Below are 26335 nucleotides of genomic sequence, written 5' to 3'. Positions count from 1 at the left end.
CTGGCTGAAGGTCCCCGTCACCGACTCATGCAGAGGTCAGAGGGCCGTCCCTGGGACACAAAGGTGCCAATGGCCGAGTCTAACGGGGTGGAGGTGTGCGAACGCGCCCGCGGGCCGCCCGGCCGTTCTCAGGTGAGGTACGCCGGGGTGCTCACGGGCAACGTAAATCGGAACTCCGCGCCGCCGCCCGCAGCGCGACCGACCGTGATGACACCGCCGTGGGCTTCGACGATGCCCTTGACGATGTACAGCCCAAGGCCCGTGCCGCCGCGCTTGCTGCCCCGCCAGAAGCGGGTGAACACGCGGTTCATGGAGTCCTCCGGGATGCCTGCGCCCTCGTCGCTCACGGTGACCGAGGTCCCGGTCTCCTCCCCCTCACGGGGAGACGCGGCGGGCGTGACGTCAATGGTGACGGTTCCCTCGCCGTGGCGCACGGCATTTTCGATGAGGTTGCTGAGGACCTGGTCGACCTTGTCGGGGTCGGCCCACAGGGCGGGCAGCGGCTGCTCGATGCGCAGCAGGAACCGGTCGGCGGGCTGTCCGGCGGCCACGTAGGCCTGGATGTGCCGTCCCACGGCGGCGCCCATGTCGACGGGCTGGCGGCGCACCTCCAGCCGCCCCGAGTCGATGCGCGAGATGTCGAGCAGTTCGGCGATGAGACGGGTGACCCGGTCGGCGTCGGCGTCGACGGTCTCCAGCATCAGCCGCTTCTGGTCGTCGGTGAACCGCGACCACTTGGCGAGCAGGGTGGCGGTGAAGCCCTTGACCGAGGTCAGGGGCGAGCGCAGCTCGTGGGCGACGGTGGCGATCAGCTCGGCGTGGCTGCGTTCGGTGCGGCGGCGGGCCTCGGTGTCGCGGATCGAGACGACGACCCGGCGGACGGGGCCGGTGGGTTCGGTGCGGACGTAGCGCACCGAGACGAGCACCTCGCGGCCGCCCGGCAGCAGCAGGTTGCGCTCGGGCTGGCCGACGCGGATGGCGAGGCCGCCGTAGGGGTCGGTGAGCTGCCACCAGCGGCGGCCTTCGAGGTCCTCCAGCGGCAGGGCCTTGTCGAGGCGCTGTCCGAGGGCGTCCGCGGCGGCGACGGTGGTGATGCGCTGCGCCGCGGCGTTGAAGCAGACGACGTGCCCGTGCTCGTCGGCGACGACGAGCCCGTCGGGCAGGTCGTCGGGGTCTATGCCGAGTTCGGCCAGGTCACCGGCGGATCGGGCCGCTCCCGGTGCGCTGTTCGTGCCGACACTCATCCCCGTACCCCACCTCCCAGACGAGGAGCCCCGAGCACGTCACCCTACTAGCTGGCGGTGACGGAGCGGCACCCTCCGGAGGCGCGCTGTGCACGGGCCGATGCGTAGAGACATACGGCGGCTGCGGTCGCGAGGTTCAGGCTCTCGGCCTTTCCGTGGATCGGAACGCGCACGACGGCGTCCGCGAGAGCCCGCGTCTCCTCCGGCAACCCCCAGGCCTCGTTGCCGAACACCCAGGCGGTGGGGCCGCCCATGGCCCGCCGGTCGAGCTCGTCGTCGAGGTCGTGGTCGCCCGCGCCGTCGGCGGCGAGGACGCGCACCCCGGCCGCCCTCAGTCCGGCCACGGCCTGCTCGACGGGGACGCCGACGGCGACGGGCAGATGGAAGAGGGAGCCGACGGAGGCCCGGACGGCCTTGGGGTTGTAGAGGTCCACCGAGGCGTCGGTCAGCACGACGGCCTCGGCGCCCGCGGCGTCCGCGCAGCGCAGCACGGTGCCGGCGTTGCCGGGGTCGCGCACATGGGCCAGGACGGCGACGAGCTTCGGCCGGGCGGCGAGCACGTCCTCGAACGGCGTGTCCACGAACCGGCAGATCCCGACGAGACCCTGCGGGGTGACGGTGGTGGAGACGTCCTCGATGACCTGCTCGGCGGCCAGGTGCACCCGGGCGCCGGCGGCGCGGGCCTCGGCAATGATGCCGGCATGGCGTTCGGCGGCCTCGACGGTGGCGAACAGCTCCACCAGCGTCGCCTCGCCGTCGGCCCGGTGCGCGGCCGCCTCCCGCACGGCCTGCGGTCCCTCCGCGAGGAAGAGCCGCTCCTTGCCCCGGAAGTTCCGCCTGGCGAGCCGCCGGGCGGCGGAGACGCGCGGGGAGCGGGGGGAGATCAGCTCGGGGCTGGCGGGGGGCATGTTCACCTTCGCAACTCAATTGACTTTCGGCCGGCGCGAGTGATCCGACCTGGGGCGCGGGGAACTGCGCGACCGGCGACCGGCGGCCCGCACCCGAACGGACGGCCTCGGCGGGCGTCAGCAGCAAAGGACCCGCAGGTCAGAAAACCTGCGGGTCCAGTCACGTCGGCTCAGAGCCAGCGCAGCGTCACGCGGCCTTGGGCGCGTTCACGTCCGCGGGGAGGGCCTTCTGCGCGACCTCGACCAGCGCGGCGAACGCGGTGGCGTCGTTCACGGCCAGCTCGGCCAGGATCTTGCGGTCGACCTCGATGTTCGCGGCCTTCAGACCCTGGATGAGGCGGTTGTACGTCATGCCGTTCTGGCGGGCCGCAGCGTTGATGCGCTGGATCCACAGCTGACGGAAGTCGCCCTTGCGCTTCTTGCGGTCGTTGTAGTTGTAGACCAGCGAGTGGGTGACCTGCTCCTTGGCCTTGCGGTACAGGCGCGAACGCTGACCGCGGTAGCCGGAGGCCGCCTCGAGGATCGCCCGGCGCTTCTTGTGGGCGTTGACTGCCCGCTTGACGCGTGCCACTTGTTAACTCCTTGTAGCGGGGCCGCGGTTGGACTCACACGACCCGGAAACGATTGGGTCCCGGTCAGGGATCAGACGCGATGGTTGCGCCTGACGTCACTTGCCGAGAAGCTTCTTGATCTTCGCGGCGTCGCCCGGGGCCATCTCGGCGTTGCCGGTGAGGCGACGCGTCACGCGGGACGACTTGTGCTCGAGCAGGTGGCGCTTGCCGGCGCGCTCACGGAGCACCTTGCCGGAGCCGGTGATCTTGAAGCGCTTACTGGCACCGCTGTGCGACTTGTTCTTCGGCATAGCGCCGTTCTCTCCTCGTCGGTGGCGTTCCGGTGCCCGGTCGTAAAACCGGGCACGGTGGAACGTCGCTTGTATCGGATACGCCCTCGGGACTCGCGCCCCGTGGATCACGCCTCGGCGGAAGCCTCGGCAGGGGCCTCGACGTCTGCTTCGACGTCTGCCTCGGCGTTCACGGCGTCGGCGTCCGCGGCGTTCTGCGAACGGCCCGGGTTGGCCTTCGCCTCGGCCTTGCGGGCCTCCTGCGCCTGACGGGCCTCGGCCATGGCCTCGGTCTTCTTCTTGTGCGGACCGAGGACCATGATCATGTTGCGGCCGTCCTGCTTCGGGTTCGACTCGATGAACCCGAGGTCCTGGACGTCCTCCGCGAGACGCTGCAGCAGTCGGTAGCCCAGTTCGGGGCGGGACTGCTCGCGGCCGCGGAACATGATCGTGATCTTGACCTTGTCGCCCTGCTTGAGGAACCGGACGACGTGACCCTTTTTGGTGTCGTAGTCGTGCGGGTCGATCTTCGGCCGGAGCTTCATTTCCTTGATGACCGTGTGCGCCTGGTTCTTGCGCGCCTCACGGGCCTTCATGGCCGACTCGTACTTGAACTTCCCGTAGTCCATGAGCTTGCAGACCGGCGGGCGTGCGCTCGCCGCCACCTCGACCAGGTCGAGGTCGTACTCCTGCGCAAGCTCCAGTGCCTTGGCAAGCGGCACGATGCCGACCTGCTCGCCACTGGGACCGACAAGTCGCACTTCGGGAACGCGAATCCGGTCGTTGATGCGGGGCTCGGTGCTGATGGATCCTCCTCGGTAGCACCACACGGCAGTCTGGCGGACAGCCACGTAACGTCTGTGTTCGATATGTTTTCAACCACGTCGACGCACAAAAAATGCCCCGAACGATCACATGCGGGGCTCCAAGCACTACCGGAGCACCGCCGCGAGGATCGCGGGGCGCACTACCGGGCGATTCCATCGTCCGTACGGAACGATGGTGACCGCCTGACCGGGGTGACCCGCCGTCCTCGAGGGACGATCGGGTGGGAGTTCGGAGCCTCCACTTGTGGGCCGGGTCCGCCTGCTGGATGGCACGCGTGTCCGACCGGTCGTGACACGAGATTAGCAGCTCGGACAGGCGGGCGCTAATCAGCGGTCGCCCGCCTCCTGCTGTCAAGGGGGCGTGCGGCGGGTCCTATCGTGTGGGGCATGAGTGACACCTCTCCCGGCGATGCGGCCGGCTCCCCCGACTTCGACGACATGACCCGCGACATCGCCGAGGTCCCCGCCGTCGAGGTGATCGTGACGGTCGCCGTGAACCTGATGAGCGCCGCCGCCGTGAAACTCGGGCTGACCGAGGAGGGCGACAAGTACAAGGACCTGGACGAGGCCCGCAAGCTGGTCACCGCCCTCGCCGGGCTGCTGGACGCGAGCACCACCGAGATCAGCTCCTTCCACGCCGCGCCGCTGCGCGACGGCCTGAAGTCGCTGCAGCTGGCGTTTCGCGAGGCGTCGGTCGTGCCGGACGAGCCGGGGCAGGGCCCGGGCGAGAAGTACACGGGCCCGATCTACGGCTGATCCGCGGACGGTTCGATCCGCGGACGGTTCATCCGCGGACGTACAGGGGCTCGCCCGGGGGCGTGGACCCGGCCGGCAGCAGTGCCAGGTCGAGACCGCGCACCAGGCGGGCCCTCAGCGTCTCGTCGGCGGCCAGCCGACGGGCAACCGCCCGGGCGGCCTCGGCCGGATCGGCCGACGGGTCGAGCACGAGGGCCAGGATGCCGTCCGCCCCGCCCGGTCCGAGGTGGGCGCGGACGACCTCCGGTCCGGCGGCGACGGCGGCCCGGACCGCGGCGACGACCGCCGGGTCGGCGAGCGGGTCGATGGAGGTGCGGCCCTCCGCGAGCGCCAGGAGCGCCGGCCCGGTCAGTTCGAACGGCACCGGTCCGGCCAGGTCGAGGACGAGCGTGTCCGCCTTCTCGTGCGCGGCCGCCTGCAGCGCCTGGTGCAGGGGAACGGCCACCGGGCGGGCCTCGGGGTCCCAGCGGGCGAGGGTGTCGGTGGAGCTGAAGGCGGGCAGGGCGGTGCGCGCACCGGCCTTCAGGGTCGGAACGGCCATGTCGCTGGTCTTCTCGCGGCGCAGTCCGTTCTCGTCCTCCTCCACCTCGCCGAGGACGGCCACCACGGGCACCAGGAGCCGGGCGCCGCTGAGGGCCTCCAGCACAGGTCCCACGGCGCTGCGATCCTCGGCCCAGGCGGCGAGCGCCGCGCTCAGCCGGGGGTCGGCCGAGCCGTCGTCGTCGGAGAATCCGGGGTCGGGAATGTTCTTGTTCGCCACGGTCGTCGACCCTATCGGGGGGACGCCGCCGGCCTCGGGCCGGGCCGGAAACACGGCGGTGACCGCTTTCACGGGATTCTCAGTCCCCGCTGAGGCAGCTCTTACGCCGGCCCCACGGTCCGCACAGTCACCGCCTCCAGCATCGCGGGCATGGAGTCCTCCGGAGCACGTCGCAGTCGCCGCGCTCGTCCCTCCCGGCGCCGTCCGTTCCTCCCGGTCGCGCTCGCCGTGGCGGCCGTCCTCGGGGTGACGGCGGGCGGGACCGTCTACGTGAAGAAGCAGTCGCTCCCGCGTGCGGGAGCCGTATCGTCGTCCCCTGCAACGACGACGACGCCGCCGTCCGGCTCGGCGTCCGGAACGGGAGGCGGGGAGGTGGCGGTGGAGCCCGTGGCGGTACCCGGGAAGGACCACGACGCGCTGCTGACGTCGGCGATGAAGTCGGTGACCGTGCCGGGCCGGGCCGCCGTGTCCGTGGCGGTGCTCGCCGTGGACTCCAGGGACACCGCCGTGTACGGCGAGGGCGCCTTCGACACGGCGAGCATCGTGAAGGTGGACATCCTGGCGGCTCTGCTGCTGCAGGCGCAGGACGCCGACCGTCACCTCACGGCGGCCGAGAAGGCGTACGCCGCCGCGATGATCGAGAACAGCGACAACGACTCGGCGTCGGCACTGTGGCGGAGCATCGGGCAGGCCCAGGGACTCGACGCGGCGAACGAGCGGTTCGGGCTGACGGACACCGCGGGCGGCGAGGACATGCTGTGGGGACTGACCCAGACCACGGCCGCCGACCAACTCACGCTGCTGCAACAGGTGTTCGGCGACTCGTCGGAACTGAGCGAGACGTCGCGGTCGTATCTGCAGGGCCTGATGGGACGGATCGCCCCGGGCCAGCGGTGGGGCGTCTCGGCCGCGGCCGAGGGCTCCTCGTGGGCGCTGAAGAACGGCTGGCTGGCGCGCAGCACGACCGGGCTGTGGGACGTCGACAGCATCGGGCGGGTGACCGCCGGCGGCCGCGACTACCTGGTGTCCGTGCTGTCGAACGGCAACGCCACGCAGGCCGCGGGGATCTCCCTGGTGGAGACGGTGGCGAAGGCGGCGGTGGGGGTCGTCGCGGGCGGCGACGCCGCGGGATCGGCGTCCGGGTCACCGACGCCGTCGGCGCCGGCGGTGTCCGGCTCCGCTTCCGCCGCCGGGTAGCCGTACCGGGCCGGGGCCCGGCCCTGTCTGTGCTCACGGGGACGGCTAGAGAACCTCGTAGGGCTCGTGCGGGTCGCGTTCTCGGCGGCCCCGCCACAGCAGGACCGCCGTCACCGACAGCACGCCCCCGGCGCCGCCCGCGAGCAGCCCGGCCCAGCTCGACGTCGTGTCGTCCGCCTTCGGCTCCTCCGGCCCGGAGCCGAAGTACCGCTCGCCGTAGGCCGCGGACTGCAGGTTCTCGGGCGCGAGGCGGCCCGCGGTCCTGATCGCCGCGGCCGGGTCGATGAAGCCGTACCCGCGGGAGTCGTCGCGGCCGCCGTTCGGGGCGTTGCGGGCGGTGTCCTCCAGGAGCTTCTTGATCTGCGCCGGGGTCAGACCGGGGTGGGCGGCCTTGACCAGCGCCACCGCCCCCGAGACGAACGCGGAGGCCGCGCTGGTCCCCCAGCCCTGGTAGTACTTGTGGTCCGGATCGGCGATGACGACGTCGACGCCGGGCGCGCTGACCGTGGCGTACCAGCGGCGGGTGGAGAAGGACGCGCGGGTGCCGTAGCGGTCGACGGCGGTCGCGGCGATGACGCCCGGGTAGGCGGCCGGGTAGGAGATGTGGTCGCCCTTCTCGCCGCCGTTGCCGGCCGAGGCGACGACGACCGACCCCTTCTTCAGCGCGTACTGGACGGCCTCGTCCTCGGCGGGTTCCGGATGCGCCGAGGCGGAGTCGTCGCCGAGGGAGAGGTTGATGACGTCGGCGCCCTGGTCGGCGGCCCAGCGGATGCCCTCGGCGAGGGCGTTGCCGCGGGTGTTGCGGGCCTTGGTGCGCTGGGGGTCGCCGTCCTCGAGGATCACGCGGACGGGGAGGATCTTCGCCTCCGGCGCGACGCCGAGCACACCGTCGCCGTCGCCGTAGCCATGGCCGTGACCGGCGATGATGCTGGCCATGGCGGTGCCGTGACGGGCCCAGGCGCGGTCGCCGCGCGCGGCGCCGAAGCCCACGAGGTCCTTTCCGGTGAGGACGTTGCCGACGAGGTCGGGGTGGTCGGCCTCGACGCCGGTGTCCAGGACCGCGACCGTGACGCCCTTCCCCTTGGTGGTCTGCCAGGCCTGCTCGGTGTGCAGGGCGGTCAGGGCCCACTGCTGGGCGCGGATGCCGTCGGCGTGGGCCTGGGCGGCCGGCAGGAACGCGACGGAGCACGCGAGCAGGCAGCTGAGGAGGCCCGCCCTGCGGGCGGTGGTGCGTCGGCTCATGAGGGCTGCTCCGAGGGCGGCGTGACGACGGTCTTGCGCAGTCCGCGTTCGATGCGGTCGGCGAGGCCCTGTGCCTCGTTGCCGAGACCCGCCTGGGCGGGGGCGGTCGTGGCGCCGGTCGCGGTGGCGACGGGAGCGGGCTGCGGGGTGTCCACGGTGCGGCCGTCGGCCCAGCCGGAGACGGCGTACACGACGACCGGCGCGTCCGTCAGCACGGAGAGCGTCCACGCGGCGCGCTGCCTGTCGCCGAAGGCGGCGGCCACGGTGCCTTTCGCGGCGTACGGACGGGGCATCAGATCCGCCCGCCTCGCCAGGCCCTCCTTCGTGACGCGGGCGTCGAGGGAGCGCATGGCGGGCGCGTCCGCCTTGGTGAACAGCAGGCCGACGGTGGTCACATAGCTCTGGGTGGCGTCGGTGTAGGTGGCCCGCAGCAGCCGCTCGCAGCCGACCGGGGCGAGGACCTTCGTCAGCAGGGGATCGAAGGCGTCGGCACAGCCGCCGTCCGGGGCGACGGCGATCCGCGTCCAGGCGCGGTCGGCGCCGCCGGGACCGGCGCCCTGCCCGTCCACCGTGGGCGGGAACAGCCGGTCCACGGGCACGTTGTGCCACAGGCCGCCGGCGGTGACGTAGGCACTGCGATCGGCGCCGTCCCCCGAGCCTCCGACGAGCCAACTGCCGGTCAGGGCACCGCCGATGAGGCCGAGCCCGAGGACGACGCACACGGCGGCCGCGGCGGTGCGTCCCCGTCGGCCGAGGATCCAGGGCGTGTCGCGGTATCCCTCGGGCCGCCCGAACGTCACCACGGGCCGCCGGGCGCCGTGGCCGCCGCCCGGGGACATGGGAGCGCTCCAGGAGAGGGACGGGTCGGGTCCGCCCGCCGCGTCGGGAGCCGTCTCGGGCCGCCGTGGAGCCTCCGGCGCGGGGGGCGCGGACGGGGGCGGCACGGCGAAGTCGGGTTGCCGCAGGGCGGCGGCGGGACTCCACGCCGGTCCGTCGTCCGGCTGCGGGACGCTCGGGAAGCCGGCGCGGGACGCCTCCGGCGCGGGCACCCAGTCCCGCGGGAGCGGCGTCCAGGCTCGGTCGGACGTGTGCACACTCCCGCCACCGGCGGAACGGGCGCTCTCGGCACCGGCGGGGCACGGGTCGTCCCACCCACCGGGGGCAGGCCGCGGACCCTGCCGGTCCGAGGCGCGTGGGTCGTCGCCGTCGGCGGGGCGCGGGGCGGCCGGAGGGGTGGTGCCAGAGGCGTCCGACCGAACGGGCCGAGGGGCGGGGTCGAAGGGCCGGAAGGGACCTGGGCCGGCGGTGGGGCCGGCGGCCTGACCGGACGGCCCGCTGCGGGCGTCCGGCCCGTCGGCAGGGGCGGCGGGCGTGCTGTCACCGACCGGGGGACGCGAGGCCTCGACGGACGGGGAGCGCCGAGCATCACCGGCCGCGGGTCGCGACGACTCGGCGGCTGCGGAAGGCCGTGTGCCCCCGGTCGTGGCGCCCGCCGGAGGGTGCTGGGGCCCATCGGTCGGGGGGTGCGGGGGTTCGGCGGCTGCGTGAGGCCCGGGCCCACCGGTCGCCGGGCGCGACGGCTCACCGGCCGCGGGAGGCCGGGTGCCACCGGTGCTGGGGTACGGAGGCTCGGCAGCTGTGCCAGGCCTGGGTCCACCGGGCGCGGGGCGCGACGGCTCACCGGTTGTGGGGCCCCACGGCTCACCGGCCGCGGGAGGCCTGGTACCACCGGGCGCGGGGCGCGACGGCTCGGCGGTTGTGGAGGGCCGGGTGGCGCCGGCCGGAGGGCGCTGGGGCCCACCGGTCGGGGGGTGCGGGGGTTCGGCGGCTGTGGGGCTCGGGGCGGCCGGGGGCGTGGGGCGGGGGGACGGGCCCGCGGGGCGGAAGAAGCCCGTGGTGAAGGGGCGCGGGGTGGCCGTGCCGGCGGTGCCCTGGCCGTCCGTGAGGCGGGACGCCGGCCTCGCCTGGCGCGGGGCGCGACGGAAGTCGTGGGGTGGGGCGGGACGGGGGACGGCGGGCGGGCGCTCCTCGGTCGACGCGGGCCTCGCGGTGTCGTCGGACCGTGGGGGCTGCGCGGGGCGGCTCGGCGGGGGCGGGGCGTCGGGGAAGCGGGCCGACGCGGGGGGCGGGGGCGGGGACATGGCGTCCGTGTGCTGGGCCCGCAGGGTGGTGAAGCGGGGGGCGGGGCCGGCGGGAGCGGTGTCCGCGGAGGCGGGCGTGCCGCCGTCCCCGGCCGAGCCCGTGTCCCGGGTTTCGGGCGCCGGCGCCCCGGGAGCGGGGGCCGTCCGGTGCGTGGACCGCCGTCCGGCCGCGTCGGTCGTCGCCCGTGGCGCGGCTTCGCGTTCCTCACGGTCGGGCGCCGGGCGCCGCGGGGGCTCCTGAGGCGGTCGGCCGGGGCCGGCCGGGGGGACGGTCCTCGCGCGGGCGGCCGCGGTGTCCGACGCGTCGGGGCCGTCCGCCGGGACGGGGGCGGGCGGCTGGGCCGGGCGGGGCGGGGCGCTCGGACGCGGCGGGACGCCGGGGTGGGGAGGGACGTCCGGTTGCGGGGGGACGTCAGGGTGCGAGGGGACCGAGGCGCGGCGTGCTTCCGTGCTCATGCACCCCCCGTTTCCTCGTTCCCCGGGCCGTCGTTCTCGTACGCGGGCCGTCGGTTCGCCCGGGCGATCCGGCGCGACCGGGTCGTCCGTCGCGGGCAGGCATACCCGCGCGGGCGGACCGGCATCCCGACGCGGCTGTCCGGCCGGAGCCGTTCCTCCGTACGTGCGCGTCACTCTACGGCTTGTCGCCGGTCGAGCGGGAACCAGTCGGCGGCCCCCGGGGCATTAGCCCGGAACGTCCCCCTACCCTGCGGTAATCCTGTCTGGCAGGCTTCCCTCATGACTGCGCGCGCCGCCGACCGGGCCCGGTACGACCGGGCCACCGCCCATCTCGACGCCCCGCTCGCCCTTGTGGACCTGGACGCCTTCGACGCGAACGCCGAGGATTTGGTCCGCCGGGCCGGCGGCAAGCCGATCCGGGTCGCGAGCAAATCCGTGCGCTGCCGAACGCTGCTGGAACGCGTCCTGGCGATGGACGGCTTCGCGGGGATCATGTCGTTCACCCTCGCCGAGTCGCTGTGGCTGGCCCGCTCGGGCTTCGACGACATCCTCCTCGCGTATCCGTCGGCCGACCGCGGCTCCTATGCCGAACTGGCCGCCGATCCCAAGCTCGCCGCCGCCGTCACCGTCATGGTCGACGACGTCGCCCAGCTCGACCTCATCGACGCGGCGCGGGCCGGCGGCACCGAAGTCGTCCGCGTCTGCCTGGAGTTGGACACCTCGCTGAAGCTGCTCGGCGGCCGGTTCCGGGTCGGCGCACTGCGCTCGCCGCTGCACACCCCCGCCCAGGTCGCCGACGTGGCGCGGGCGGTGGCACGGCGGCCCGGTTTCCGGCTGGTGGGGATCATGGCGTACGAGGGGCACATCGCCGGGGTCGGCGACGCCGTCGCCGGGCGGCCCCTGCGCTCCCGGGCGATCCGGCTGATGCAGGCCACCGCCCGGCGGGAGCTCGCCGAGCGGCGTGCGGCCGTGGTGCGCGCGGTGCGGGCCGTCGTGCCGGACCTGGAGTACGTCAACGGCGGCGGCACGGGCAGTGTGCAGCACACCGCCGCGGAGGACGCGGTCACGGAGATCGCGGCCGGCTCCGGGCTGTACGTGCCGCGGCTCTTCGACAACTACACGTCGTTCAGCGGGCGTCCGGCCGCGCTGTTCGCCATGCCCGTCGTGCGCAGGCCAGGCGTCGGGGTGGTGACCGTCCTCGGCGGCGGCTACCCGGCCTCCGGTGCGGCCGGGCCCGACCGGCTCCCGGTGCCCTACCTCCCCGAGGGTCTGCGTTACGACCCCCAGGAGGGCCCCGGCGAGGTGCAGACCCCGCTGCTCGGCTCCCCCGCCGACGATCTGCTGATCGGCGACAAGGTGTGGTTCCGGCACGCGAAGGCCGGCGAGCTGTGCGAACGGTTCGAGATGCTGCACCTCGTCGAGGGGGACGCCGTGACGGCGACCGTGCCGACCTACCGGGGCGAGGGTCACACCTTCCTCTGACCGCCGCCGACCGCCGCCCCGGGCCGCCGGAGTCCTACAGCGGGGTCACGTACGCCCCGGAGATCCCGCCGTCCACCAGGAAGTCGCTGGCGTTGACGAACGAGGAGTCGTCGCTGGCCAGGAAGGCGACGGCGGCGGCGATCTCCTCGGCCTCGGCGAACCGGCCGACGGGGATGTGGACGAGGCGGCGGGCGGCCCGCTCTGGGTCCTTGGCGAACAGCTCCTGCAGCAAAGGGGTGTTGACCGGTCCGGGGCACAGGGCGTTCACGCGGATGCCCTCCCGGGCGAACTGCACGCCGAGTTCGCGGGACATGGCGAGGACGCCGCCCTTGGACGCCGTGTACGAGATCTGCGAGGTCGCCGCACCCATCCGTGCCACGAAGGACGCCGTGTTGATGATGGAGCCGCGGCCCTGCCGGCGCATGTAGGGGATGGCGGCCTTGCAGCACAGGTAGACGGAGGTGAGGTTGACCTCCTGGACGCGCCGCCAGGCCTCCAGTCCGGTCTCCAGGATGGAGTCGTCGTCGGGCGGGGAGATGCCCGCGTTGTTGAAGGCGACGTCCACGCTGCCGTAGGTGTCGAACGCCGTCCGGAACAGCGCCTCGACCTGCTCGGGGTCGGTGACGTCGACCTTCACGAAGATCCCGCCGACCTCCTCGGCGGCGGCCTTGCCGCGGGTCTCGTCGACGTCGCCGCAGACGACGTGCGCGCCCTCGGAGGCGAGCCGGCGCGCGGTGGCGAGGCCGATGCCGCTGCCGGCGCCGGTGACGACGGCCGTGCGGCCCACCAGGCGGCGGCAGATGTTCTCGTCGGGCAGGGGGGTGGATGACGTCACTGTGCGGGGCCCTCCGTGCTGATGAAGACGTTCTTGGTTTCGGTGAAGGCGGTCAGGGCGTCCGGGCCCAGCTCACGGCCGACGCCGGACTGCTTGTAGCCGCCGAACGGGGTCCAGTAGCGGACGCTGGAGTGGGAGTTGACGGACAGGTTCCCGGCGCGCACGGCACGCGAGACGCGCAGCGCGCGGCCGACGTCCCGGGTCCAGACGGAGCCGGAGAGGCCGTAGGGGGTGTCGTTGGCCAGCCGGACCGCGTCCGCCTCGTCGGTGAAGGGGAGCAGCACGGCGACGGGTCCGAAGATCTCCTCGCGGGCGGCCGGGGAGTCGGGCCGTTCGCCGGTGAGCACGGTCGGCGGGAACCAGAACCCGGGGCCGTCGGGGGCGCCGCCGCGCAGCGCCCGGGCGTCGTCCGGCACGAACGACCGTACGCGGTCCACCTGCTGACGGGAGATCAGCGGACCCATCCGGGTGGCCTCGTCGGCCGGGTCGCCGACCACCACCGCGGCGAGTTCCCGTGCCAGGTGGTCGGCCACCTCGTCGTACACCGACTCCTGGACGAGGATCCGGGTGCGTGCGCAGCAGTCCTGGCCGGAGTTGTCGAGGAAGGAGTACGGGTCGACGGCGGTCTTCAGATCGGCGTCGGCGAACACGATGTTCGGGCTCTTGCCGCCGAGTTCCAGGGTGACCGGCTTGACCTGCCGGGCGCAGCGCTCCATGACCTCGCGGCCGGTGCGGGTGGAGCCGGTGAACACGATCTTCGCGACGTCCGGGTGGTCGACGAGGGCCCGTCCGGCGACCGCGCCGTGGCCCGGCAGCACCTGGAGGAGATGCTCGGGCAGGCCGGCCTCCAGGGCGAGTTCGGCCAGCCGCAGGGCGGTGAGCGGGGTGGTCTCGGCGGGCTTGAGGACGACCGCGTTGCCCGCCGCGAGGGCCGGGAAGGCGCCCCAGGCTGCGATCGGCATGGGGAAGTTCCACGGGGCGATCACACCGACCACGCCGAGCGGCTCGTGGAAGGTGACGTTCCAGCCGCCGGACACGGGGATCTGGCTGCCCAGGAGCCGTTCGACGCCGCCCGCCGCGTAGAGCAGCAGGTCGCGGGCGTTGCCGGCCTCCCAGCGGGCGTTGCCGAGGAGGTGGCCGGCCTCGCGGACCTCGAGCAGCGCCAGTTCCTCGACGTGCGCGTCGACCACGTCGGCGAAGCGGCGCAGCAGACGGGCGCGGTCGGCGGGGGCCGCCGCGGCCCAGGCGGTCTGCGCGGCGCCCGCCCGGGCCACCGCGCGGTCCACGTCGGCCGCGTCGGCGGCCGGGACGACGGCGACGACCTCCTCGGTGGCCGGGTTGAGCACGATCAGCTCGTGCGGGGACTGCTGGTGCGGGGACTGCTCGTGCGGGTGGGACAAGGCGGGACCTTTCACAGACGTTCGAAGGAGCGGCGCAGCTCCCAGTCGGTGACGGCGGCGTCGAAGGCCTCGAGCTCGACGCGTGCCATGTTGCGGTAGTGGGCGACGACCTCCTCCCCGAAGGCGGCCAGCGCGATCGGGCTGGCCGACCAGAGCTCTGCGGCCTCGCGGAGCGTGGTGGGGACGTGCGCGTAGTCGCCGGCGTAGGCGTTGCCGGCGCAGGCCTCGGGCAGCTCCAGCTTGTGCTCGATGCCGTACAGCCCGGCCGCCACCAGACCGGCGACGGCGAGGTGCGGGTTCACGTCGCCGCCGGGCAGCCGGTTCTCGAAGCGCGTCGAGCGGCCGTGGCCGACGACCCGCAGCGCGCAGGTGCGGTTGTCGTGCCCCCAGGCGACGGCGGTCGGGGCGAAGGAGCCGGGCTGGAACCGCTTGTAGGAGTTGATGTTGGGGGCGTAGAGGAGGGAGAAGTCGCGCAGGGCGGCCAGCTGTCCGGCGAGGAAGTACCGCATGACCTCGGACATGCCGTCCGGGTCGTCGGGCGTGCCGGCCATCACGCCTGCGCCCTCCGCGTCGGTGAGCGAGAGATGGATGTGGCAGGAGTTGCCCTCGCGCTCGTTGTACTTGGCCATGAAGGTGAGGGACACGCCCTCCTGGGCGGCGATCTCCTTGGCGCCGGTCTTGTAGACGGCGTGCTGGTCGCAGGTGATCAGGGCCTCGTCGTAGCGGAACGCGATCTCGTGCTGGCCGGGGTTGCACTCGCCCTTGGCCGACTCGACGGTGAGGCCGGCGCCGGCCATCTCGTTGCGGATGCGGCGCAGCAGCGGCTCGATGCGGCCGGTGCCGAGGACCGAGTAGTCGATGTTGTACTGGTTGGCCGGGGTGAGCCCGCGGTAGTTCGCGTCCCAGGCGGCCTCGTAGCTGTCCTTGAAGACGATGAACTCCAGCTCGGTGCCGACCTGGGCGGTGAAGCCGTGCTCCGCGAGGCGTTCCAGCTGCCGGCGCAGGATCTGGCGCGGGGCGGCGACCACCGGGGAGCCGTCGTTCCAGGCGAGGTCGGCGATCAGCATCGCGGTTCCGGCGTTCCAGGGCACTCGGCGCAGGGTGGCCAGGTCCGGGTGCATCGCGAAGTCGCCGTAGCCTCGCTCCCAGGACGACATGGCGTACCCGTCGACGGTGTTCATCTCCGTGTCGACGGCAAGGAGGTAGTTGCAGCCCTCGGTGCCGTGCCGAAGCACCTCGTCGAGGAAGAACCCGGCGGCGAACCGTTTGCCCTGCAGGCGCCCCTGCATGTCGGGGAAGGCGAGGACGACGGTGTCGATCTCACCGCTCGCCACGAGGGCCCGCAGCTCCTCGACGCCGAGCGGGGGTGTGCGGTCTGCCACGGGAAGGGCCTCCTTCGGCTTCCCCGGCTCCCTCGTCTTCTTCGGGCGGGCCGGGAGCCATAAGGTATTGCGGAGAACCATTGCTTGGGAAGGGGGCGCGGCCTGATGTCGGTGAACGCTGACGGCGCACCGGACGACCGGCTGACACCGGTGCTGCGGCCGGTGCGGGCCGGAAACGGCTTCGAGGAGGCGTTGGAGCAGATCCTGCAGGTCGTACGACTGGGTCTGGTCCCCGGGGGCGGGCGACTGCCGGCCGAGCGGGATCTCGCGGAGCGGCTCGGGATCAGCCGGGTGACGCTGCGCGAGGTGCTCAAGGTCCTGCAGGACCAGGGGCTGGTCGAGTCCCGTCGGGGCCGGTACGGCGGAACCTTCGTCCTGCCGCGCACGGACGCCGGCGGCGAGGACGAGCTGCGGCGGCGGATCGCGGAGACCGACGTCGAGGACGTGCTGCGGTTCCGGGAGGTGCTGGAGACGGGCGCGGCGGGTCTGTGCGCGTCGCACGGTCTGACGGACGCGCAGGGGCGCAGGCTGCGCGAGGCCCTCGCCGCCACGGGGAACGCGTCGTCGGCCGACTACCGCCGACTCGACACGATGCTCCATCTGACCCTCGCCGAGCTGTGCGGCTCACCCTCGCTGACGGCGCGGTACGCGGCCGTGCGGGCCACGGTGAACGACCTGCTCGACTGCATCCCGCTGCTCGTGCGCAACCTGGAACACTCGCAGCGACAGCACACCGCGCTGGTGGAGGCGGTGCTGGACCGGGACGCGGACGGCGCGCGGGAGATCATGCGGGAGCACTGCGCGGGGACGGCGGCCCTGCTCAGGGGCTTCCTGACCTGAAGCACGCCGGACGGTCAGCAAAGGTTCGAGCGGAGTCCATTGAGAGTCGGCCGGGAGGACACATGACGGTGACGGGGCACGGCGCGGAGTCGCCGGACGGGGCGGTCGGGGCGGTCGGCAGGCCGCTGATCGGCGTCAGCACGTATCTGGAGCCCGGCACGCGCTGGCGTGTGTGGGAGCTGGAGGCGGCGCTGCTGCCCGCGGCGTATCCGAGGCTCGTCCAGCGGGCCGGCGGGCTGGCCGTGATGCTCCCGCCGGACGCGCCCGAACACGCGGCGGCGGCCGTGGCCCGCCTCGACGGTCTGGTCATCGCGGGCGGACCGGACGTCGATCCGGCCCGCTACGGAGCCGAGCGCGACCCCCGCACCGGCCCGCCGGCTCCCGAACGGGACGCGTGGGAGCTGGCCCTGATCGAGGCGGCGCTGGCGGCGGACGTCCCGCTGCTGGGCATCTGCCGCGGCATGCAACTCCTGAACGTCGCGCTCGGCGGCACGCTGATCCAGCACCTCGACGGGCACGCCGAGGCCGAGGGCGTCTTCGGCGGTCACCCGGTCGAGGCGGTGCCGGGCAGCCTGTACGGCGGGATCGTCGACGCGCGGGCCCTGGTGCCGACCTACCATCATCAGGCCGTGGACCGCCTGGGCACGGGCCTCGTGCCGTCGGCGCACGCGGTCGACGGCACCGTGGAGGCCGTCGAACTGCCCTCCGCCGGATGGGTCCTCGGGGTGCAGTGGCATCCGGAGATGGGCGAGGACGTGCGGGTCGTACGCGCCCTCGTGACGGCGGCGTCCCGCCCCGCGGCCTGAGCGCGCGCCCCCGCCCGGCGAGGAGCCCTCGGCCCGCCCCTCCCGGCTCCCTCCCGGCTCCCGTCCGGCTCCCGTCCGGCGGACGCCCGCACATCCCGGGCGGCGGCGCTCACCCGGCGCTCCCGCCCACGAACGCCCCGCACGCGGACGCCCCGCCGACGAACGTCCTGCCGACGAAAGCCCTGCACACGAACGCCCCGCCCTTGAGGGGCTCGCACGTGGACGTCCCGTCGCCGGGCCCGTCAGCCTCGCGTGAGGGACAGCAGTTCGCGGGCCGGGCCCGTGGGGCGGTGGCCCGTCGGCCAGACGGCCCTGAGGTCCCGGGCCAGGGAGACTCCCTCGACCGGGATGCCGACGAGCCGGCGCAGCGCCAGCTCCTCGCCGACCGCCAGTTCGGAGAGGACCGCCGGCCCCGCCCCGCTCACCACGGCCGCCTTCACCGCCGTCGTCGAGGACAGCTCGATCAGCGGGCGGGCCAGGCCGCCGAGGGCCGTGTCGAGGACCTGACGGGTCCCGGAGCCCTTCTCCCGCAGGATCAGCGGCGTCGACGCCAGTTCGGCGGCGGGCAGCGGGCGCCGACGGCGGGCCCACGGGTGCGCGGGCGCCACGACCACGATGAGACGGTCGTGGGCTATCACGGCGGAGTCCAGACCGGGCGGGACGGTGAGGCCCTCCACGAAGCCCAGGTCCGCCTCCCCGGCCAGCAGCCGTTCGGCGACGGCCGCCGAGTTGCCCGCGAGCAGGGACACCGCGGTGTCCGGCCGGCCGGCGCGCAGGGCGAGCAGCCAGCCGGGCAGCAGGTACTCGGCGATGGTCATGCTGGCGGCCACCCGCAGCCGTGAGTCGCGGCGGTCGCGCAGCGCCTGCGCGCCCGCGTCGAAGGCCTCCGCCGCCTCGACGATCCGCCGTGCCCAGTCCGTCACCAGCGCGCCCGCGTCCGTCAGGCGGGAGCCGCGGGGCGACCGGTCCACCAGGGCCACGCCCAACTGACGTTCCATGGACCGGATCCGGCTGCTCGCGGCGGGCTGCGTGATGCCGAGCTCACGCGCGGCCGCGCCGAGGCTGCCCAGCCGGGCCACCGCCAGCAGCAGCTCCAACGCGCCCAGGTCCGGAACGCGGTGCGCGATCGAACCGCCGCCGGACCCCTGTTCCTGCGCGTCCCGCGCTCCCGCCGCACTCCCCATAAGCCCAGTTTATGTCCCCATAGAGTCATCGTCCCTGGTGGCGGGTGCCCGGCCGGGCGACCGTGGAGTCATGGTCACCGCCGCCCAGCCCCTGTTCGCCCTCTCCTGTTCGCGCGCCCGAGCCGTCCGTCACCTCGGACCGCAGTGGTACGCCACGGTCATGGGCACCGCGATCCTCGGCACGGCGGGCGCGGCGCTTCCCGTCCGGCCGCCGGGGCTGCGGGTGCTCTGCACGGCGTTCTGGGCGCTCTCCCTGGTGCTCCTGGCAGGCCTGCTCGCCGCCCGCGCGCTGCACTGGCGGCACCACCGCGACCAGGCCCGCGCCCATCTCCTCGACCCGGCGACGGCCCCGTTCTACGGCTGTCTCGCGATGGCGCTGCTCGCCGTCGGGGGCGGCGCGCTCACCGTCGGCCGGCACTGGATCGGCACGCCGGCCGCGGTCGCCCTCGACGCGGTGCTCTTCACCGTGGGCACGGCGGTCGCGCTCGCGGCCGCCGTCGCCGTCCCGTACCTGATGGCCGTACGCCACCGGGTCGAGGCCTCCGAGGCCACGCCGGTGTGGCTGCTGCCGCTGGTCGCGCCCATGGTGTCCGCCGCGGTGGGCCCGTCGCTGGCGCCGCACCTGCCGGCCGGGCAGCCGCGCGAGACGCTGCTGTTCGCGTGCGTCGCGCTGTTCGGACTGAGTCTGCTCGGCACGTTCGTCATGCTGCCGCTGGTGTTCGCTCGGCTGGTGACCGGCGGGCCGCTGCCGCTCGTCCTGACGCCGACCCTGTTCCTGGTCCTCGGCCCGCTCGGACAGTCCACCACGGCCGTCGCACGGTTCGCGGAGATCGCTCCGGGGGTGCTGCCCGGCCCGGACGGCCGCGGTCTCGCCGTGCTCGCCGTGCTGTACGGGGTGCCCGTCATGGGGTTCGCACTGCTCTGGCTCTGCCTGGCCGCCGCGCACGTGGTGCGCGCCCGCCGGCACGGGATGGGCTTCGCGATGACGTGGTGGGCGTTCACCTTCCCGGTCGGCACGTGTGTGACCGGGGCCGCGGCGCTGGCCCGGCACACCGGGCTCGTCGCCTACGACGTGCTCGCCTGCGCGCTGTACGTCGTCCTGGTGGCCGCCTGGGGGGTGGCCGCGGCGCACACCGTCCGCGGGCTGCTCAGCGGCCGGCTGCTCGCAGCGCCCCGCCCAGCACCCGCGGCGCCTCGGCCAGTGACGGCCCGTACCACGTCAGGTGCCGTCCGCTGACCAGCGCGCACGGCAGACCCGGGAAGGCCTCCGGGCCGTCGCCGGCGGTGAAGCGGTAGGGCTCGTCCGGCAGGACGACCAGGTCCGGGCCGGCGGCGAGCAGGTCCTCGACCGCCATCCGCGGGTACCGCTCGGGGTGCCTGGAGTACACCTGGTGGACGCCCAGACGGGCCAGCACGTCCCCGGCGAAGGTGTCGCGGCCCAGGACCATCCACGGCCGGCGCCAGACCGGCACGACGGCCGTCCGGCGGCCGGGCGGCGCGGGCGCCGCCCACGCCTCCTCCGCCTCGGCGAGCCAGTGCGGCCGCGCGGGTCCTCCGCACGCCCGGAGCACCCGTGACAGCTCCCGGAAGGCCTGCGCGACATCGCGGACCTCCGTCACCAGCACTTCGAGGCCCGCCGCGCGCAGCGCCGCGATGTCGGGCGCGCGGTTCTCCTCCTCGTTGGCGATCACGAGGTCGGGGGCGAGCGCCACGACGCGGCCCACGTCGGGGTTCTTGGTGCCGCCGATCCGGGCGACGTGCAGGTCGGCCGGGTGGGAGCACCAGTCCGTGGCGCCGACCAGGACGCCGGGCGCGGACGCGGCCACCGCCTCTGTCAGCGACGGCACCAGCGAGACGACCCGCACTAGCGGCCCCGGCCCCGGCCCCGGTCCCGGTCCCGCACCGCCTCGATGTGCTCGGCCACCGCGACGACGACCACACGGGTGTCCGGCACGGTCGCCCGCCAGCGGTGGCGGACCCCGCCGGTGAGGTACAGGGTGTCGCCGCGACCCAGCCGGTAGGCGCGCCCCTCCGCCTCGATCTCCACCGCGCCGTCGGCGACGTACATCAACTGGTCGTTGCGGTACTGGAACTCGCGGCCCGCGTCATGGTCGCCGGTGAACTCGGAGGCGTGCATCTGATGGTGCCCGCGGACCAGGGAACGCGAGCGCGGCTCCGGCTCCGGTTCCGGCCCGCCGCCCGTGCCCGGCTCGGCGTTCTCGGCGCGGACGACGTCGACGCTGCACGCCGGGTCGGCGGCGGCGAGGAGTTCCACCGCGGTGGTGCGCAGGGCGTCGGCGACCTTCTCCAGGGAGCTGGTGCTGGGCCGCGCCCGGTCGTTCTCGATCTGGCTCAGGAACGGGACGGAGAGGCCGCTGCGCTCGGCCACGACGGCGAGGGTGAGCTCCAGGGAGCGGCGCCGGCGTCGCACGGCCGCGCCCACCCGCAGGGGCTGTTCTTTGTGGTCGCCCATCGCTCCGGCTCCCTCCTTCGCTCGTCGGTACCGTGTGTCCTCGGACACGTCCTCTGATGAGTTCTCTGCACCCTACGCATGTTCGGCAAACCGTTTCACGGGCCTGTCACATCGACGACACCCGGCGTGACGTCCGACCTCACAGTTCACGCCAGCCGAAGGGACCGCACAGACCCCGGCGGGAGACCCGCCCCGCGGCCTACCGGTTCAATGCGCGGACGGCCGCCCGTGTTCCCGCTCGTCGCCGGCCCCGGTGAGAGCCGGGTCCGGGTCTGAGCGTAGCGCTCTGTGGTTGGCCGGATCCATGCTGTGGACGGGTATCGATCGCGCCTCCACCACGACACGAGGAGCGGGCCCCGCCGGCCGCCGCGGAGGCCGTACGCCGGCCCGCCCCTCGCACGACGGTCGCGGTGCTGTCAGGTCACCGCGCCGCCCGGCTTTCCTGCCCCGGATCGGCCGCCTGTACCCACGCGTCGGCAGGGCCGCTGTTCCCCTTCGGCCGGGCGGCTACCGCGTCCCGCTCCGCGGCGGAGGGCTCGCCCCGGTCGTCGGCGGTCGGTGGGGCGTCCGTGCGGCATGATGCGTGGCGTGACCGGACGACTGATGCTTCTCGACACCGCCTCGCTGTACTTCCGCGCCTACTTCGGCGTCCCGGACTCCGTGCGGGCGCCGGACGGCACCCCCGTGAACGCGGTGCGCGGACTGCTGGAGTTCATCGACCGGCTGGTGAAGGACCACCGGCCCGACGACCTCGTCGCCTGCATGGACGCCGACTGGCGGCCCCAGTGGCGGGTCGACCTCATCCCGTCCTACAAGGCGCACCGCGTCGCCGAGGTGCGCGAGACCGGACCGGACGAGGAGGAGGTGCCGGACACCCTCTCGCCGCAGGTGCCGATCATCGAGGCCGTCCTGGACGCGCTCGGCATCGCGCGCGTGGGCGTCGCAGGGTACGAGGCGGACGACGTGATCGGCACGTTCACCGGGCGGGCGAAGGGCCCGGTCGACATCGTCACCGGCGACCGCGACCTCTACCAACTCGTGGACGACGCACGCGGGGTGCGGGTCCTGTACCCGCTGAAGGGCGTCGGCTCGCTGCAGCTGACGGACGAGGCGTGGCTGCGCGAGAAGTACGGGGTCGACGGGCGCGGGTACGCGGATCTGGCCCTGCTGCGCGGCGATCCGAGCGACGGCCTGCCGGGTGTGCCGGGCATCGGCGAGAAGACCGCGGCCAAGCTGCTGACGGAGTTCGGCGATCTGGCCGGGATCATGGCGGCGGTCGACGACCCGAAGGCGAAGCTGACGCCGTCGCAGCGCAGGCGCCTGGACGAGTCGCGGCCGTACGTCGCCGTCGCGCCCAAGGTGGTCAAGGTCGCCGACGACGTGCCGCTGCCCGAGGTGAGCACCGCCCTGCCCGACGTGCCGCGGGACGGGGAGACGCTGGAGGCGCTGGCGGCGCGCTGGGGTCTCGGCGGGTCGCTGCAGCGGCTGTTGACGACGCTGGGCGCACGGCGCGGGTAGGCGTCGCTGCGCATCGGGGAACGTCCGGCCGGGCCCGACGGGGCCCTCCCGCGGAAGCGGGTCGAACAGGAGCCGCGACCTGACGGCGTCTCCAAGGGAGAGATGCTAACTTAGGTATACCTAAGCAAGGATGACTGGGAGGCCGTCATGGCAGAACGTCCGGCACGGAAGCCGCGGAAGCCCCACTCCGCGCAGGTCGTCCGCACCGAACGGCTCACCCCGCACATGCAGCGCGTCGTGCTCGGCGGCGAGGGGCTCGCGGAGTTCGCCACGGGCGCCTGCACCGACCACTACGTCAAACTCCTCTTCGGCCCCGAGGGCGTCACCTACCCGGAGCCCTTCGACCTGGAGCGCGTCCGGGCCGAGTTCCCCCGCGACCAGTGGCCCGTGACCCGGACGTACACGGTGCGCCACTGGGACGCCGAACACCGCGAGCTGACCCTCGACTTCGTCCTCCACGGCGACGAGGGCCTGGCCGGTCCGTGGGCCGCGCGCGTGCAGCCGGGCGAGACTGTCCGGTTCATGGGCCCCGGCGGCGCGTACGCCCCCGACCCCTCCGCCGACTGGCATCTGCTGGCCGGCGACGAGAGCGCCCTGCCCGCCATCGCGGCCGCCCTGGAGTCGCTGCCCGCCGGTGCCGTGGCCCACGCCTTCATCGAGGTGACCGGCCCCGAGGAGGAGCAGAAGATCGACTCCGACGTCGAGGTCGTCTGGCTGCACCGCGGTGAGCGGCCGGTCGGCGAGAAGCTCGTCGAGGCCGTGCGGGCGCTCGAGTTCCCCGCGGGCCGCCCGCACGTGTTCGTGCACGGCGAGGCGGCCGGCGTGAAGGAGCTGCGCAGGCTGCTGCGCGTCGAGTTGCAGATCCCGCGTGAGGACCTGTCGATCTCCGGCTACTGGCGGCTCGGTCACAACGAGGACGGCTGGCAGGCCGCGAAGCGCGAGTGGAACGCGAGCGTGGAGGCGGAGCAGGAGGGCGCGAGCCCGGCCGCGTGAGCCGGCACGAGCGTGTCCGGCCCGCACGGACCTGCGGACACGGCCCGCCTCCGTGGAGCGGGCCGCCTGACGTCTCGTGGCCGCCGCGGGCCGGCTCCCGCCGCCACGCCCGACGGCCGTCGCTAGACCGACCGCTGGTACGACCTGAACGTCCGTATCGACAGCCACACGGCCGCCACCGCGAGCGCGAGCAGCCCGCCGCCGCGGACGAGCACCGCGCCCCAGTCGGGATCGGCCGACAGCGCCGAACGGCCCGCGACCATCGCCCAGTCCAGCGGGTTGAAGCGGGCCGCGTCCCGGATCCAGCCGGGCATCCGGTCCGGCGCCATGAACGCGCTGGAGAGGAAGGTCAGCGGCAGCAGCAGGAACGTGTTGACGCCGATGATCGACTCCCGTTCCCGCACCAGCATGCCCAGCGCGTTGGACAGCGCCCCGAAGACCGTGCCCAGCAGCACCGAGGCGACGACCAGGACGACGACGCCGACGAAGCCGCCCGGGTAGTCCGCTCCGCCCGCCAGACCGAGCAGCACGATGACGGCCGACTGGAGCGCGGTGACGATGCCGTTGTGGACGACGTTGCCGTTCATCAGCGCGGCCCGGCTGGCCGGGGTGGTCAGAAAGCGGTTGAGCGTGCCGCGCTGGATCTCCTCCAACGTGCCCATGCCGGCCCACAGGTTGGAGGCGAGCGCGCTCATCACCACGACGCCCGGCACCAGGTAGTCCAGATACGAGCCGGTGCCGAAACCACCCAGCTCGACGACGTTCCTGAAGAGGCTGCCGAAGAGGAACAGCCAGATCACCGGCTGGATCAGCGTGATCACGGCGTACGCGGGCTGACGGGCGAACACCATCAGCTGACGTTGCGTCATCCACCAGGTCTGCACGATCGCCGTGCTCATCGGGCACCCCCGGCGAGGACGAGCGGGTCGGCCGCGCCGCCGGCGTCGCCGGCTTGCGCCTCGGCGTAACGGCGGCCCGCGTAGCGCAGGTAGACGTCGTCGAGGGACGGGCGGGCCACGGTCGCGCCGACGACGGCGACCCCGGCCCGCTCCAGCGCACCGAGCAGCACGGGCACCGCCGCCGCGCCGTCCCCCGCGCGCACGCTCACCGTCCTTCCCTCGCACACCACCTCATGCACGCCGGGCAGTCCGCCGAGCGCGCCCTGCAGCAGCGCGCGACCGCCGTCCCCGAGTTCGCCGCGCAACCGCACGTGCACGGCGTCGCCGCGGAGTTCACCCTTGAGGGCCTCCGGGGCGCCCGTGACGACGACCCGGCCGCGGTCGACGATCGCGACCCGTTCGGCGAGCCGGTCGGCCTCCTCCAGGTAGTGCGTGGTGAGCAGGATGGTCAGCCCCTCCTCACCCGCCAGCCGGCCGATCTCGTCCCACATGGCGCCGCGGGCCTCGGGGTCCAGGCCGGTGGTCGGCTCGTCGAGGAACAGCACCTCGGGGCGGTGCACCAGGCCGAGGGCCACGTCGAGCCGACGCCGCATGCCGCCGGAGTAGCCCTTGACGGGGCGACGGGCGGCGTCGGTGAGCGCGAACCGCTCGAGCAGTTCGTCGATCCGGCGGTCCAGGGCGGCGCCCTTCACGCCGTAGAGCCTCCCCTGGAGGCGGAGGTTGTCGCGGCCGGTGGCGACCGGGTCGGCGCCGGAGTTCTGCGCGACCACGCCGATCGCCCGGCGCACCCGGTCCGGGTGGCGCAGCACGTCGTGGCCGGCCACGGTGGCCGAGCCCGAGTCGGGACGGGCGAGCGTGGTGAGGATCTTGACGGTGGTGGACTTGCCGGCGCCGTTGGGGCCGAGCAGCCCGAAGACGGTGCCGGACTCCACGGTGACGTCGAGGCCGTCCAGCGCGGTGACACCGCCCGGGTAGGTCTTGACGAGTCGACGCGCCTGCACTGCGGGCGCACGGGTAGCACTCATGACGATGCTCTCCTGGTGAGCGGATGTGAGCGGACATGGCTCGCTGATCCGCCGGAGGAGCGCCGGGCTATCCTGGGTGTGCCGCACCTCGATCGCCTGGAGCTGCCTCTCGGCGGGTTCAGCTCGGGGTTCGAGACCCCGGCGGGCCTGCTGCAACAGGCCTTCCGGGGTCTGCTCTGTCATGGTCTGGTCTCGGTCGGCTCCTCCGTTGCGTGGAACCGCCGCCACCCGTCGACGCCGGGCAGCGAACCCTTCCTCAACTCCTCGAGGAAGCCGCCGACCCACTCCGCCTGCGCCTGGACCATGTGCAGCTGGTACTCGACCTCCACGAGGAAGAGCCGCGGCACCGTCTCCGACACCTTCGCCAGCGCGCCGCGTCCGCTCGCCAACTGCACCTCGAGCGAGCTCAGCCGGGTCTCCAGCAGCCTCTCCACCTCGTCCGGCGGCAACGCCGCCATCAGCGAGAGGGCCGTCTCGAAGATCGGGTACTCCTTGGCGGGGACGGCGAGCAGGTCGGACAGCCACTCGGCCATCTCCTCCCGCCCGGCCCCCGTGAGTCCGTACACCGTGCGCTCGGGGCGGTTGCCCTGGCGCTCGACGCCGGTCACCTCGACGAGGCCGTGCTTCTCGAGGTTCTGCACGACGGTGTAGAGCGAGCCGTAGTTGGTCTTCGTGCTCGTGTCCTTGCCCTGACTGCGCAGGGTCTGGGCGATCTCGTAGGGGTGCATCGGCTTCTGCAGAAGCGTCGTCAGCACGGCGAGCGCCAACGGGTTGCCGAGCCTGCGGCGCCTGCCCGCCACGGCGATCACCTCACCCTCCCCGGCCGACCTCGGGCCTTCGTTCACGACTTTTCTTTCACGACCTTCGGGCGGCCTTCGGGCACGGGCTTGGTTCACGGCCTCGGCCGTGCGGTCACCGCCCACGACACGTCGACCACGAATATCCGTAGCCGAACATATCGCGTGTCGGGCGCCTCCACAAGGCACGCGATGTAACGCGATCGGATGACGCCGGAGCGACGTGAGGACTTGGGCCCGCTCCGGACACGCCCGCGTGACGCGCACGAAACAGCTCGTCCCTAATTTCTGTCGCCCGACAGGAATTCCGTTCCCTGGGCCCAAGGCAG

Annotated in this window: 25 protein-coding genes; 8 read left to right on the top strand and 17 right to left on the bottom strand. The window is 73.7% G+C overall.

What is annotated here, in order from left to right; all coding sequences use genetic code 11:
- Positions 1 to 128 precede the first annotated feature (128 nt).
- The 5 genes from OHS82_RS33870 to infC all read right to left on the bottom strand — a co-directional run bounded on the left by OHS82_RS33870 (position 129) and on the right by infC (position 3823).
- Entirely contained in the window at positions 129 to 1244 is a 1116-nt protein-coding gene (locus OHS82_RS33870) for a sensor histidine kinase (protein ID WP_057580433.1), read from the bottom strand.
- 47 nt (positions 1245 to 1291) lie between these two features.
- A complete protein-coding gene (locus OHS82_RS33865; RefSeq protein ID WP_328435155.1) occupies positions 1292 to 2152 on the bottom strand; it encodes a TrmH family RNA methyltransferase in 861 nt (286 codons plus the stop codon).
- 187 nt (positions 2153 to 2339) lie between these two features.
- Positions 2340 to 2723, bottom strand: coding sequence for a 50S ribosomal protein L20 (gene rplT, locus OHS82_RS33860; RefSeq protein WP_057580434.1), 384 nt, complete (start codon positions 2721 to 2723; stop codon positions 2340 to 2342).
- A 96-nt stretch (positions 2724 to 2819) separates the two neighbouring features.
- Positions 2820 to 3014, bottom strand: a complete 195-nt coding sequence (gene rpmI / locus OHS82_RS33855; RefSeq protein ID WP_003977225.1) for a 50S ribosomal protein L35 — start codon at positions 3012 to 3014, stop codon at positions 2820 to 2822.
- 107 nt (positions 3015 to 3121) lie between these two features.
- The gene (infC, locus tag OHS82_RS33850; RefSeq protein ID WP_079041356.1) at positions 3122 to 3823 is read right to left on the bottom strand and encodes a translation initiation factor IF-3; all 702 of its coding nucleotides are present in this window, start codon (positions 3821 to 3823) and stop codon (positions 3122 to 3124) included.
- A 384-nt stretch (positions 3824 to 4207) separates the two neighbouring features.
- Here infC and OHS82_RS33845 point away from each other — a divergent pair, with 384 nt between their 5' ends.
- Positions 4208 to 4576 (top strand): DUF1844 domain-containing protein, encoded by a 369-nt coding sequence (locus tag OHS82_RS33845; RefSeq protein ID WP_057580436.1) that lies wholly within the window; start codon positions 4208 to 4210, stop codon positions 4574 to 4576.
- A 28-nt stretch (positions 4577 to 4604) separates the two neighbouring features.
- On the opposite strand, the gene OHS82_RS33840 is transcribed toward OHS82_RS33845, so the two are convergent.
- Complete coding sequence (locus OHS82_RS33840) at positions 4605 to 5336, bottom strand: SseB family protein (protein WP_057580444.1); 732 nt, start codon at positions 5334 to 5336, stop codon at positions 4605 to 4607.
- A 150-nt stretch (positions 5337 to 5486) separates the two neighbouring features.
- Between OHS82_RS33840 and OHS82_RS33835 the strand changes: the two genes are divergently transcribed.
- On the top strand, positions 5487 to 6533 hold the full coding sequence (locus tag OHS82_RS33835) for a serine hydrolase (protein ID WP_328435154.1): 1047 nt from the start codon (positions 5487 to 5489) through the stop codon (positions 6531 to 6533).
- A 45-nt stretch (positions 6534 to 6578) separates the two neighbouring features.
- Here OHS82_RS33835 and mycP read toward each other — a convergent pair whose 3' ends face one another.
- Positions 6579 to 7775 carry a type VII secretion-associated serine protease mycosin gene (gene mycP / locus OHS82_RS33830; RefSeq protein ID WP_057580438.1) on the bottom strand — a complete coding sequence of 399 codons (1197 nt, stop codon included), beginning with the start codon at positions 7773 to 7775 and terminating at the stop codon, positions 6579 to 6581.
- On the bottom strand, positions 7772 to 8869 hold the full coding sequence (locus OHS82_RS33825; RefSeq protein WP_328435153.1) for a hypothetical protein: 1098 nt from the start codon (positions 8867 to 8869) through the stop codon (positions 7772 to 7774). Before OHS82_RS33825 ends, mycP begins: the two co-directional genes overlap by 4 nt.
- A 1782-nt stretch (positions 8870 to 10651) precedes the next feature.
- Between OHS82_RS33825 and OHS82_RS33820 the strand changes: the two genes are divergently transcribed.
- Positions 10652 to 11854 carry an amino acid deaminase/aldolase gene (locus OHS82_RS33820; protein WP_057579546.1) on the top strand — a complete coding sequence of 401 codons (1203 nt, stop codon included), beginning with the start codon at positions 10652 to 10654 and terminating at the stop codon, positions 11852 to 11854.
- A gap of 34 nt (positions 11855 to 11888) precedes the next feature.
- On the opposite strand, the gene OHS82_RS33815 is transcribed toward OHS82_RS33820, so the two are convergent.
- From OHS82_RS33815 to OHS82_RS33805, 3 genes are read right to left on the bottom strand one after another with little or no spacing between them, the layout of a single operon-like run.
- On the bottom strand, positions 11889 to 12671 hold the full coding sequence (locus OHS82_RS33815; protein WP_107105244.1) for a 3-oxoacyl-ACP reductase: 783 nt from the start codon (positions 12669 to 12671) through the stop codon (positions 11889 to 11891).
- A gap of 14 nt (positions 12672 to 12685) precedes the next feature.
- Entirely contained in the window at positions 12686 to 14089 is a 1404-nt protein-coding gene (locus OHS82_RS33810; protein WP_057579550.1) for an aldehyde dehydrogenase family protein, read from the bottom strand.
- Positions 14090 to 14100: 11 nt separating this feature from the next.
- Positions 14101 to 15471 (bottom strand): glutamine synthetase family protein, encoded by a 1371-nt coding sequence (locus OHS82_RS33805; protein ID WP_057579552.1) that lies wholly within the window; start codon positions 15469 to 15471, stop codon positions 14101 to 14103.
- 105 nt (positions 15472 to 15576) lie between these two features.
- Here OHS82_RS33805 and OHS82_RS33800 point away from each other — a divergent pair, with 105 nt between their 5' ends.
- Together OHS82_RS33800 and OHS82_RS33795 are read left to right on the top strand one after the other, a co-directional pair.
- Positions 15577 to 16311 (top strand): FadR/GntR family transcriptional regulator, encoded by a 735-nt coding sequence (locus OHS82_RS33800; RefSeq protein WP_057579554.1) that lies wholly within the window; start codon positions 15577 to 15579, stop codon positions 16309 to 16311.
- A gap of 62 nt (positions 16312 to 16373) precedes the next feature.
- Positions 16374 to 17117 (top strand): gamma-glutamyl-gamma-aminobutyrate hydrolase family protein, encoded by a 744-nt coding sequence (locus OHS82_RS33795; protein WP_057579557.1) that lies wholly within the window; start codon positions 16374 to 16376, stop codon positions 17115 to 17117.
- A gap of 242 nt (positions 17118 to 17359) precedes the next feature.
- On the opposite strand, the gene OHS82_RS33790 is transcribed toward OHS82_RS33795, so the two are convergent.
- Positions 17360 to 18301, bottom strand: a complete 942-nt coding sequence (locus OHS82_RS33790; RefSeq protein ID WP_057579559.1) for a LysR family transcriptional regulator — start codon at positions 18299 to 18301, stop codon at positions 17360 to 17362.
- A gap of 70 nt (positions 18302 to 18371) precedes the next feature.
- On the opposite strand from OHS82_RS33790, the gene OHS82_RS33785 reads away from it, so the two are divergent.
- Positions 18372 to 19538 carry a TDT family transporter gene (locus tag OHS82_RS33785; RefSeq protein ID WP_057579561.1) on the top strand — a complete coding sequence of 389 codons (1167 nt, stop codon included), beginning with the start codon at positions 18372 to 18374 and terminating at the stop codon, positions 19536 to 19538.
- Here the strand turns inward: OHS82_RS33785 and OHS82_RS33780 are convergent.
- Both OHS82_RS33780 and OHS82_RS33775 read right to left on the bottom strand, forming a co-directional pair.
- Positions 19450 to 20166, bottom strand: a complete 717-nt coding sequence (locus tag OHS82_RS33780) for a helical backbone metal receptor (RefSeq protein ID WP_328435152.1) — start codon at positions 20164 to 20166, stop codon at positions 19450 to 19452. The genes OHS82_RS33785 and OHS82_RS33780 overlap by 89 nt on opposite strands.
- Positions 20166 to 20774 carry a helix-turn-helix domain-containing protein gene (locus OHS82_RS33775; protein WP_328435151.1) on the bottom strand — a complete coding sequence of 203 codons (609 nt, stop codon included), beginning with the start codon at positions 20772 to 20774 and terminating at the stop codon, positions 20166 to 20168. The genes OHS82_RS33780 and OHS82_RS33775 overlap by 1 nt, the downstream gene beginning before the upstream one ends.
- Positions 20775 to 21350: 576 nt before the next feature.
- Between OHS82_RS33775 and OHS82_RS33770 the strand changes: the two genes are divergently transcribed.
- A complete protein-coding gene (locus OHS82_RS33770; RefSeq protein WP_057579568.1) occupies positions 21351 to 22292 on the top strand; it encodes a 5'-3' exonuclease in 942 nt (313 codons plus the stop codon).
- A gap of 147 nt (positions 22293 to 22439) precedes the next feature.
- Positions 22440 to 23285 carry a siderophore-interacting protein gene (locus OHS82_RS33765; protein WP_057579570.1) on the top strand — a complete coding sequence of 282 codons (846 nt, stop codon included), beginning with the start codon at positions 22440 to 22442 and terminating at the stop codon, positions 23283 to 23285.
- A gap of 122 nt (positions 23286 to 23407) precedes the next feature.
- Here the strand turns inward: OHS82_RS33765 and OHS82_RS33760 are convergent, their stop codons facing one another.
- The 3 genes from OHS82_RS33760 to OHS82_RS33750 all read right to left on the bottom strand — a co-directional run bounded on the left by OHS82_RS33760 (position 23408) and on the right by OHS82_RS33750 (position 26009).
- Positions 23408 to 24184, bottom strand: coding sequence for an ABC transporter permease (locus tag OHS82_RS33760; protein WP_057579572.1), 777 nt, complete (start codon positions 24182 to 24184; stop codon positions 23408 to 23410).
- Complete coding sequence (locus tag OHS82_RS33755; protein ID WP_328435150.1) at positions 24181 to 25209, bottom strand: ATP-binding cassette domain-containing protein; 1029 nt, start codon at positions 25207 to 25209, stop codon at positions 24181 to 24183. The genes OHS82_RS33760 and OHS82_RS33755 overlap by 4 nt, the downstream gene beginning before the upstream one ends.
- Positions 25210 to 25388: 179 nt before the next feature.
- Entirely contained in the window at positions 25389 to 26009 is a 621-nt protein-coding gene (locus tag OHS82_RS33750; RefSeq protein ID WP_057579885.1) for a PadR family transcriptional regulator, read from the bottom strand.
- Positions 26010 to 26335: the final 326 nt, after the last annotated feature.

Origin of the sequence: Streptomyces sp. NBC_00425, from assembly GCF_036030735.1 — a bacterium.
In the GTDB taxonomy this organism is placed as follows: Bacteria; Actinomycetota; Actinomycetes; order Streptomycetales; family Streptomycetaceae; genus Streptomyces.
This window is presented reverse-complemented; position numbering and strand designations above follow the sequence as displayed.

Coding starts and splice junctions, on each gene's coding strand:
- OHS82_RS33770 (WP_057579568.1), top strand. CDS start 21,351: ATGATGCGTGGCGTGACCGGACGACTGATGCTTCTCGACACCGCCTCG.
- OHS82_RS33795 (WP_057579557.1), top strand. CDS start 16,374: ATGACGGTGACGGGGCACGGCGCGGAGTCGCCGGACGGGGCGGTCGGG.
- rpmI (WP_003977225.1), bottom strand. CDS start 3,014: ATGCCGAAGAACAAGTCGCACAGCGGTGCCAGTAAGCGCTTCAAGATC.
- OHS82_RS33800 (WP_057579554.1), top strand. CDS start 15,577: ATGTCGGTGAACGCTGACGGCGCACCGGACGACCGGCTGACACCGGTG.
- OHS82_RS33755 (WP_328435150.1), bottom strand. CDS start 25,209: ATGAGTGCTACCCGTGCGCCCGCAGTGCAGGCGCGTCGACTCGTCAAG.
- OHS82_RS33790 (WP_057579559.1), bottom strand. CDS start 18,301: ATGGGGAGTGCGGCGGGAGCGCGGGACGCGCAGGAACAGGGGTCCGGC.
- OHS82_RS33845 (WP_057580436.1), top strand. CDS start 4,208: ATGAGTGACACCTCTCCCGGCGATGCGGCCGGCTCCCCCGACTTCGAC.
- OHS82_RS33870 (WP_057580433.1), bottom strand. CDS start 1,244: ATGAGTGTCGGCACGAACAGCGCACCGGGAGCGGCCCGATCCGCCGGT.
- OHS82_RS33760 (WP_057579572.1), bottom strand. CDS start 24,184: ATGAGCACGGCGATCGTGCAGACCTGGTGGATGACGCAACGTCAGCTG.
- mycP (WP_057580438.1), bottom strand. CDS start 7,775: ATGAGCCGACGCACCACCGCCCGCAGGGCGGGCCTCCTCAGCTGCCTG.
- OHS82_RS33835 (WP_328435154.1), top strand. CDS start 5,487: ATGGAGTCCTCCGGAGCACGTCGCAGTCGCCGCGCTCGTCCCTCCCGG.
- OHS82_RS33820 (WP_057579546.1), top strand. CDS start 10,652: ATGACTGCGCGCGCCGCCGACCGGGCCCGGTACGACCGGGCCACCGCC.
- OHS82_RS33865 (WP_328435155.1), bottom strand. CDS start 2,152: ATGCCCCCCGCCAGCCCCGAGCTGATCTCCCCCCGCTCCCCGCGCGTC.
- OHS82_RS33785 (WP_057579561.1), top strand. CDS start 18,372: ATGGTCACCGCCGCCCAGCCCCTGTTCGCCCTCTCCTGTTCGCGCGCC.
- OHS82_RS33775 (WP_328435151.1), bottom strand. CDS start 20,774: ATGGGCGACCACAAAGAACAGCCCCTGCGGGTGGGCGCGGCCGTGCGA.
- OHS82_RS33765 (WP_057579570.1), top strand. CDS start 22,440: ATGGCAGAACGTCCGGCACGGAAGCCGCGGAAGCCCCACTCCGCGCAG.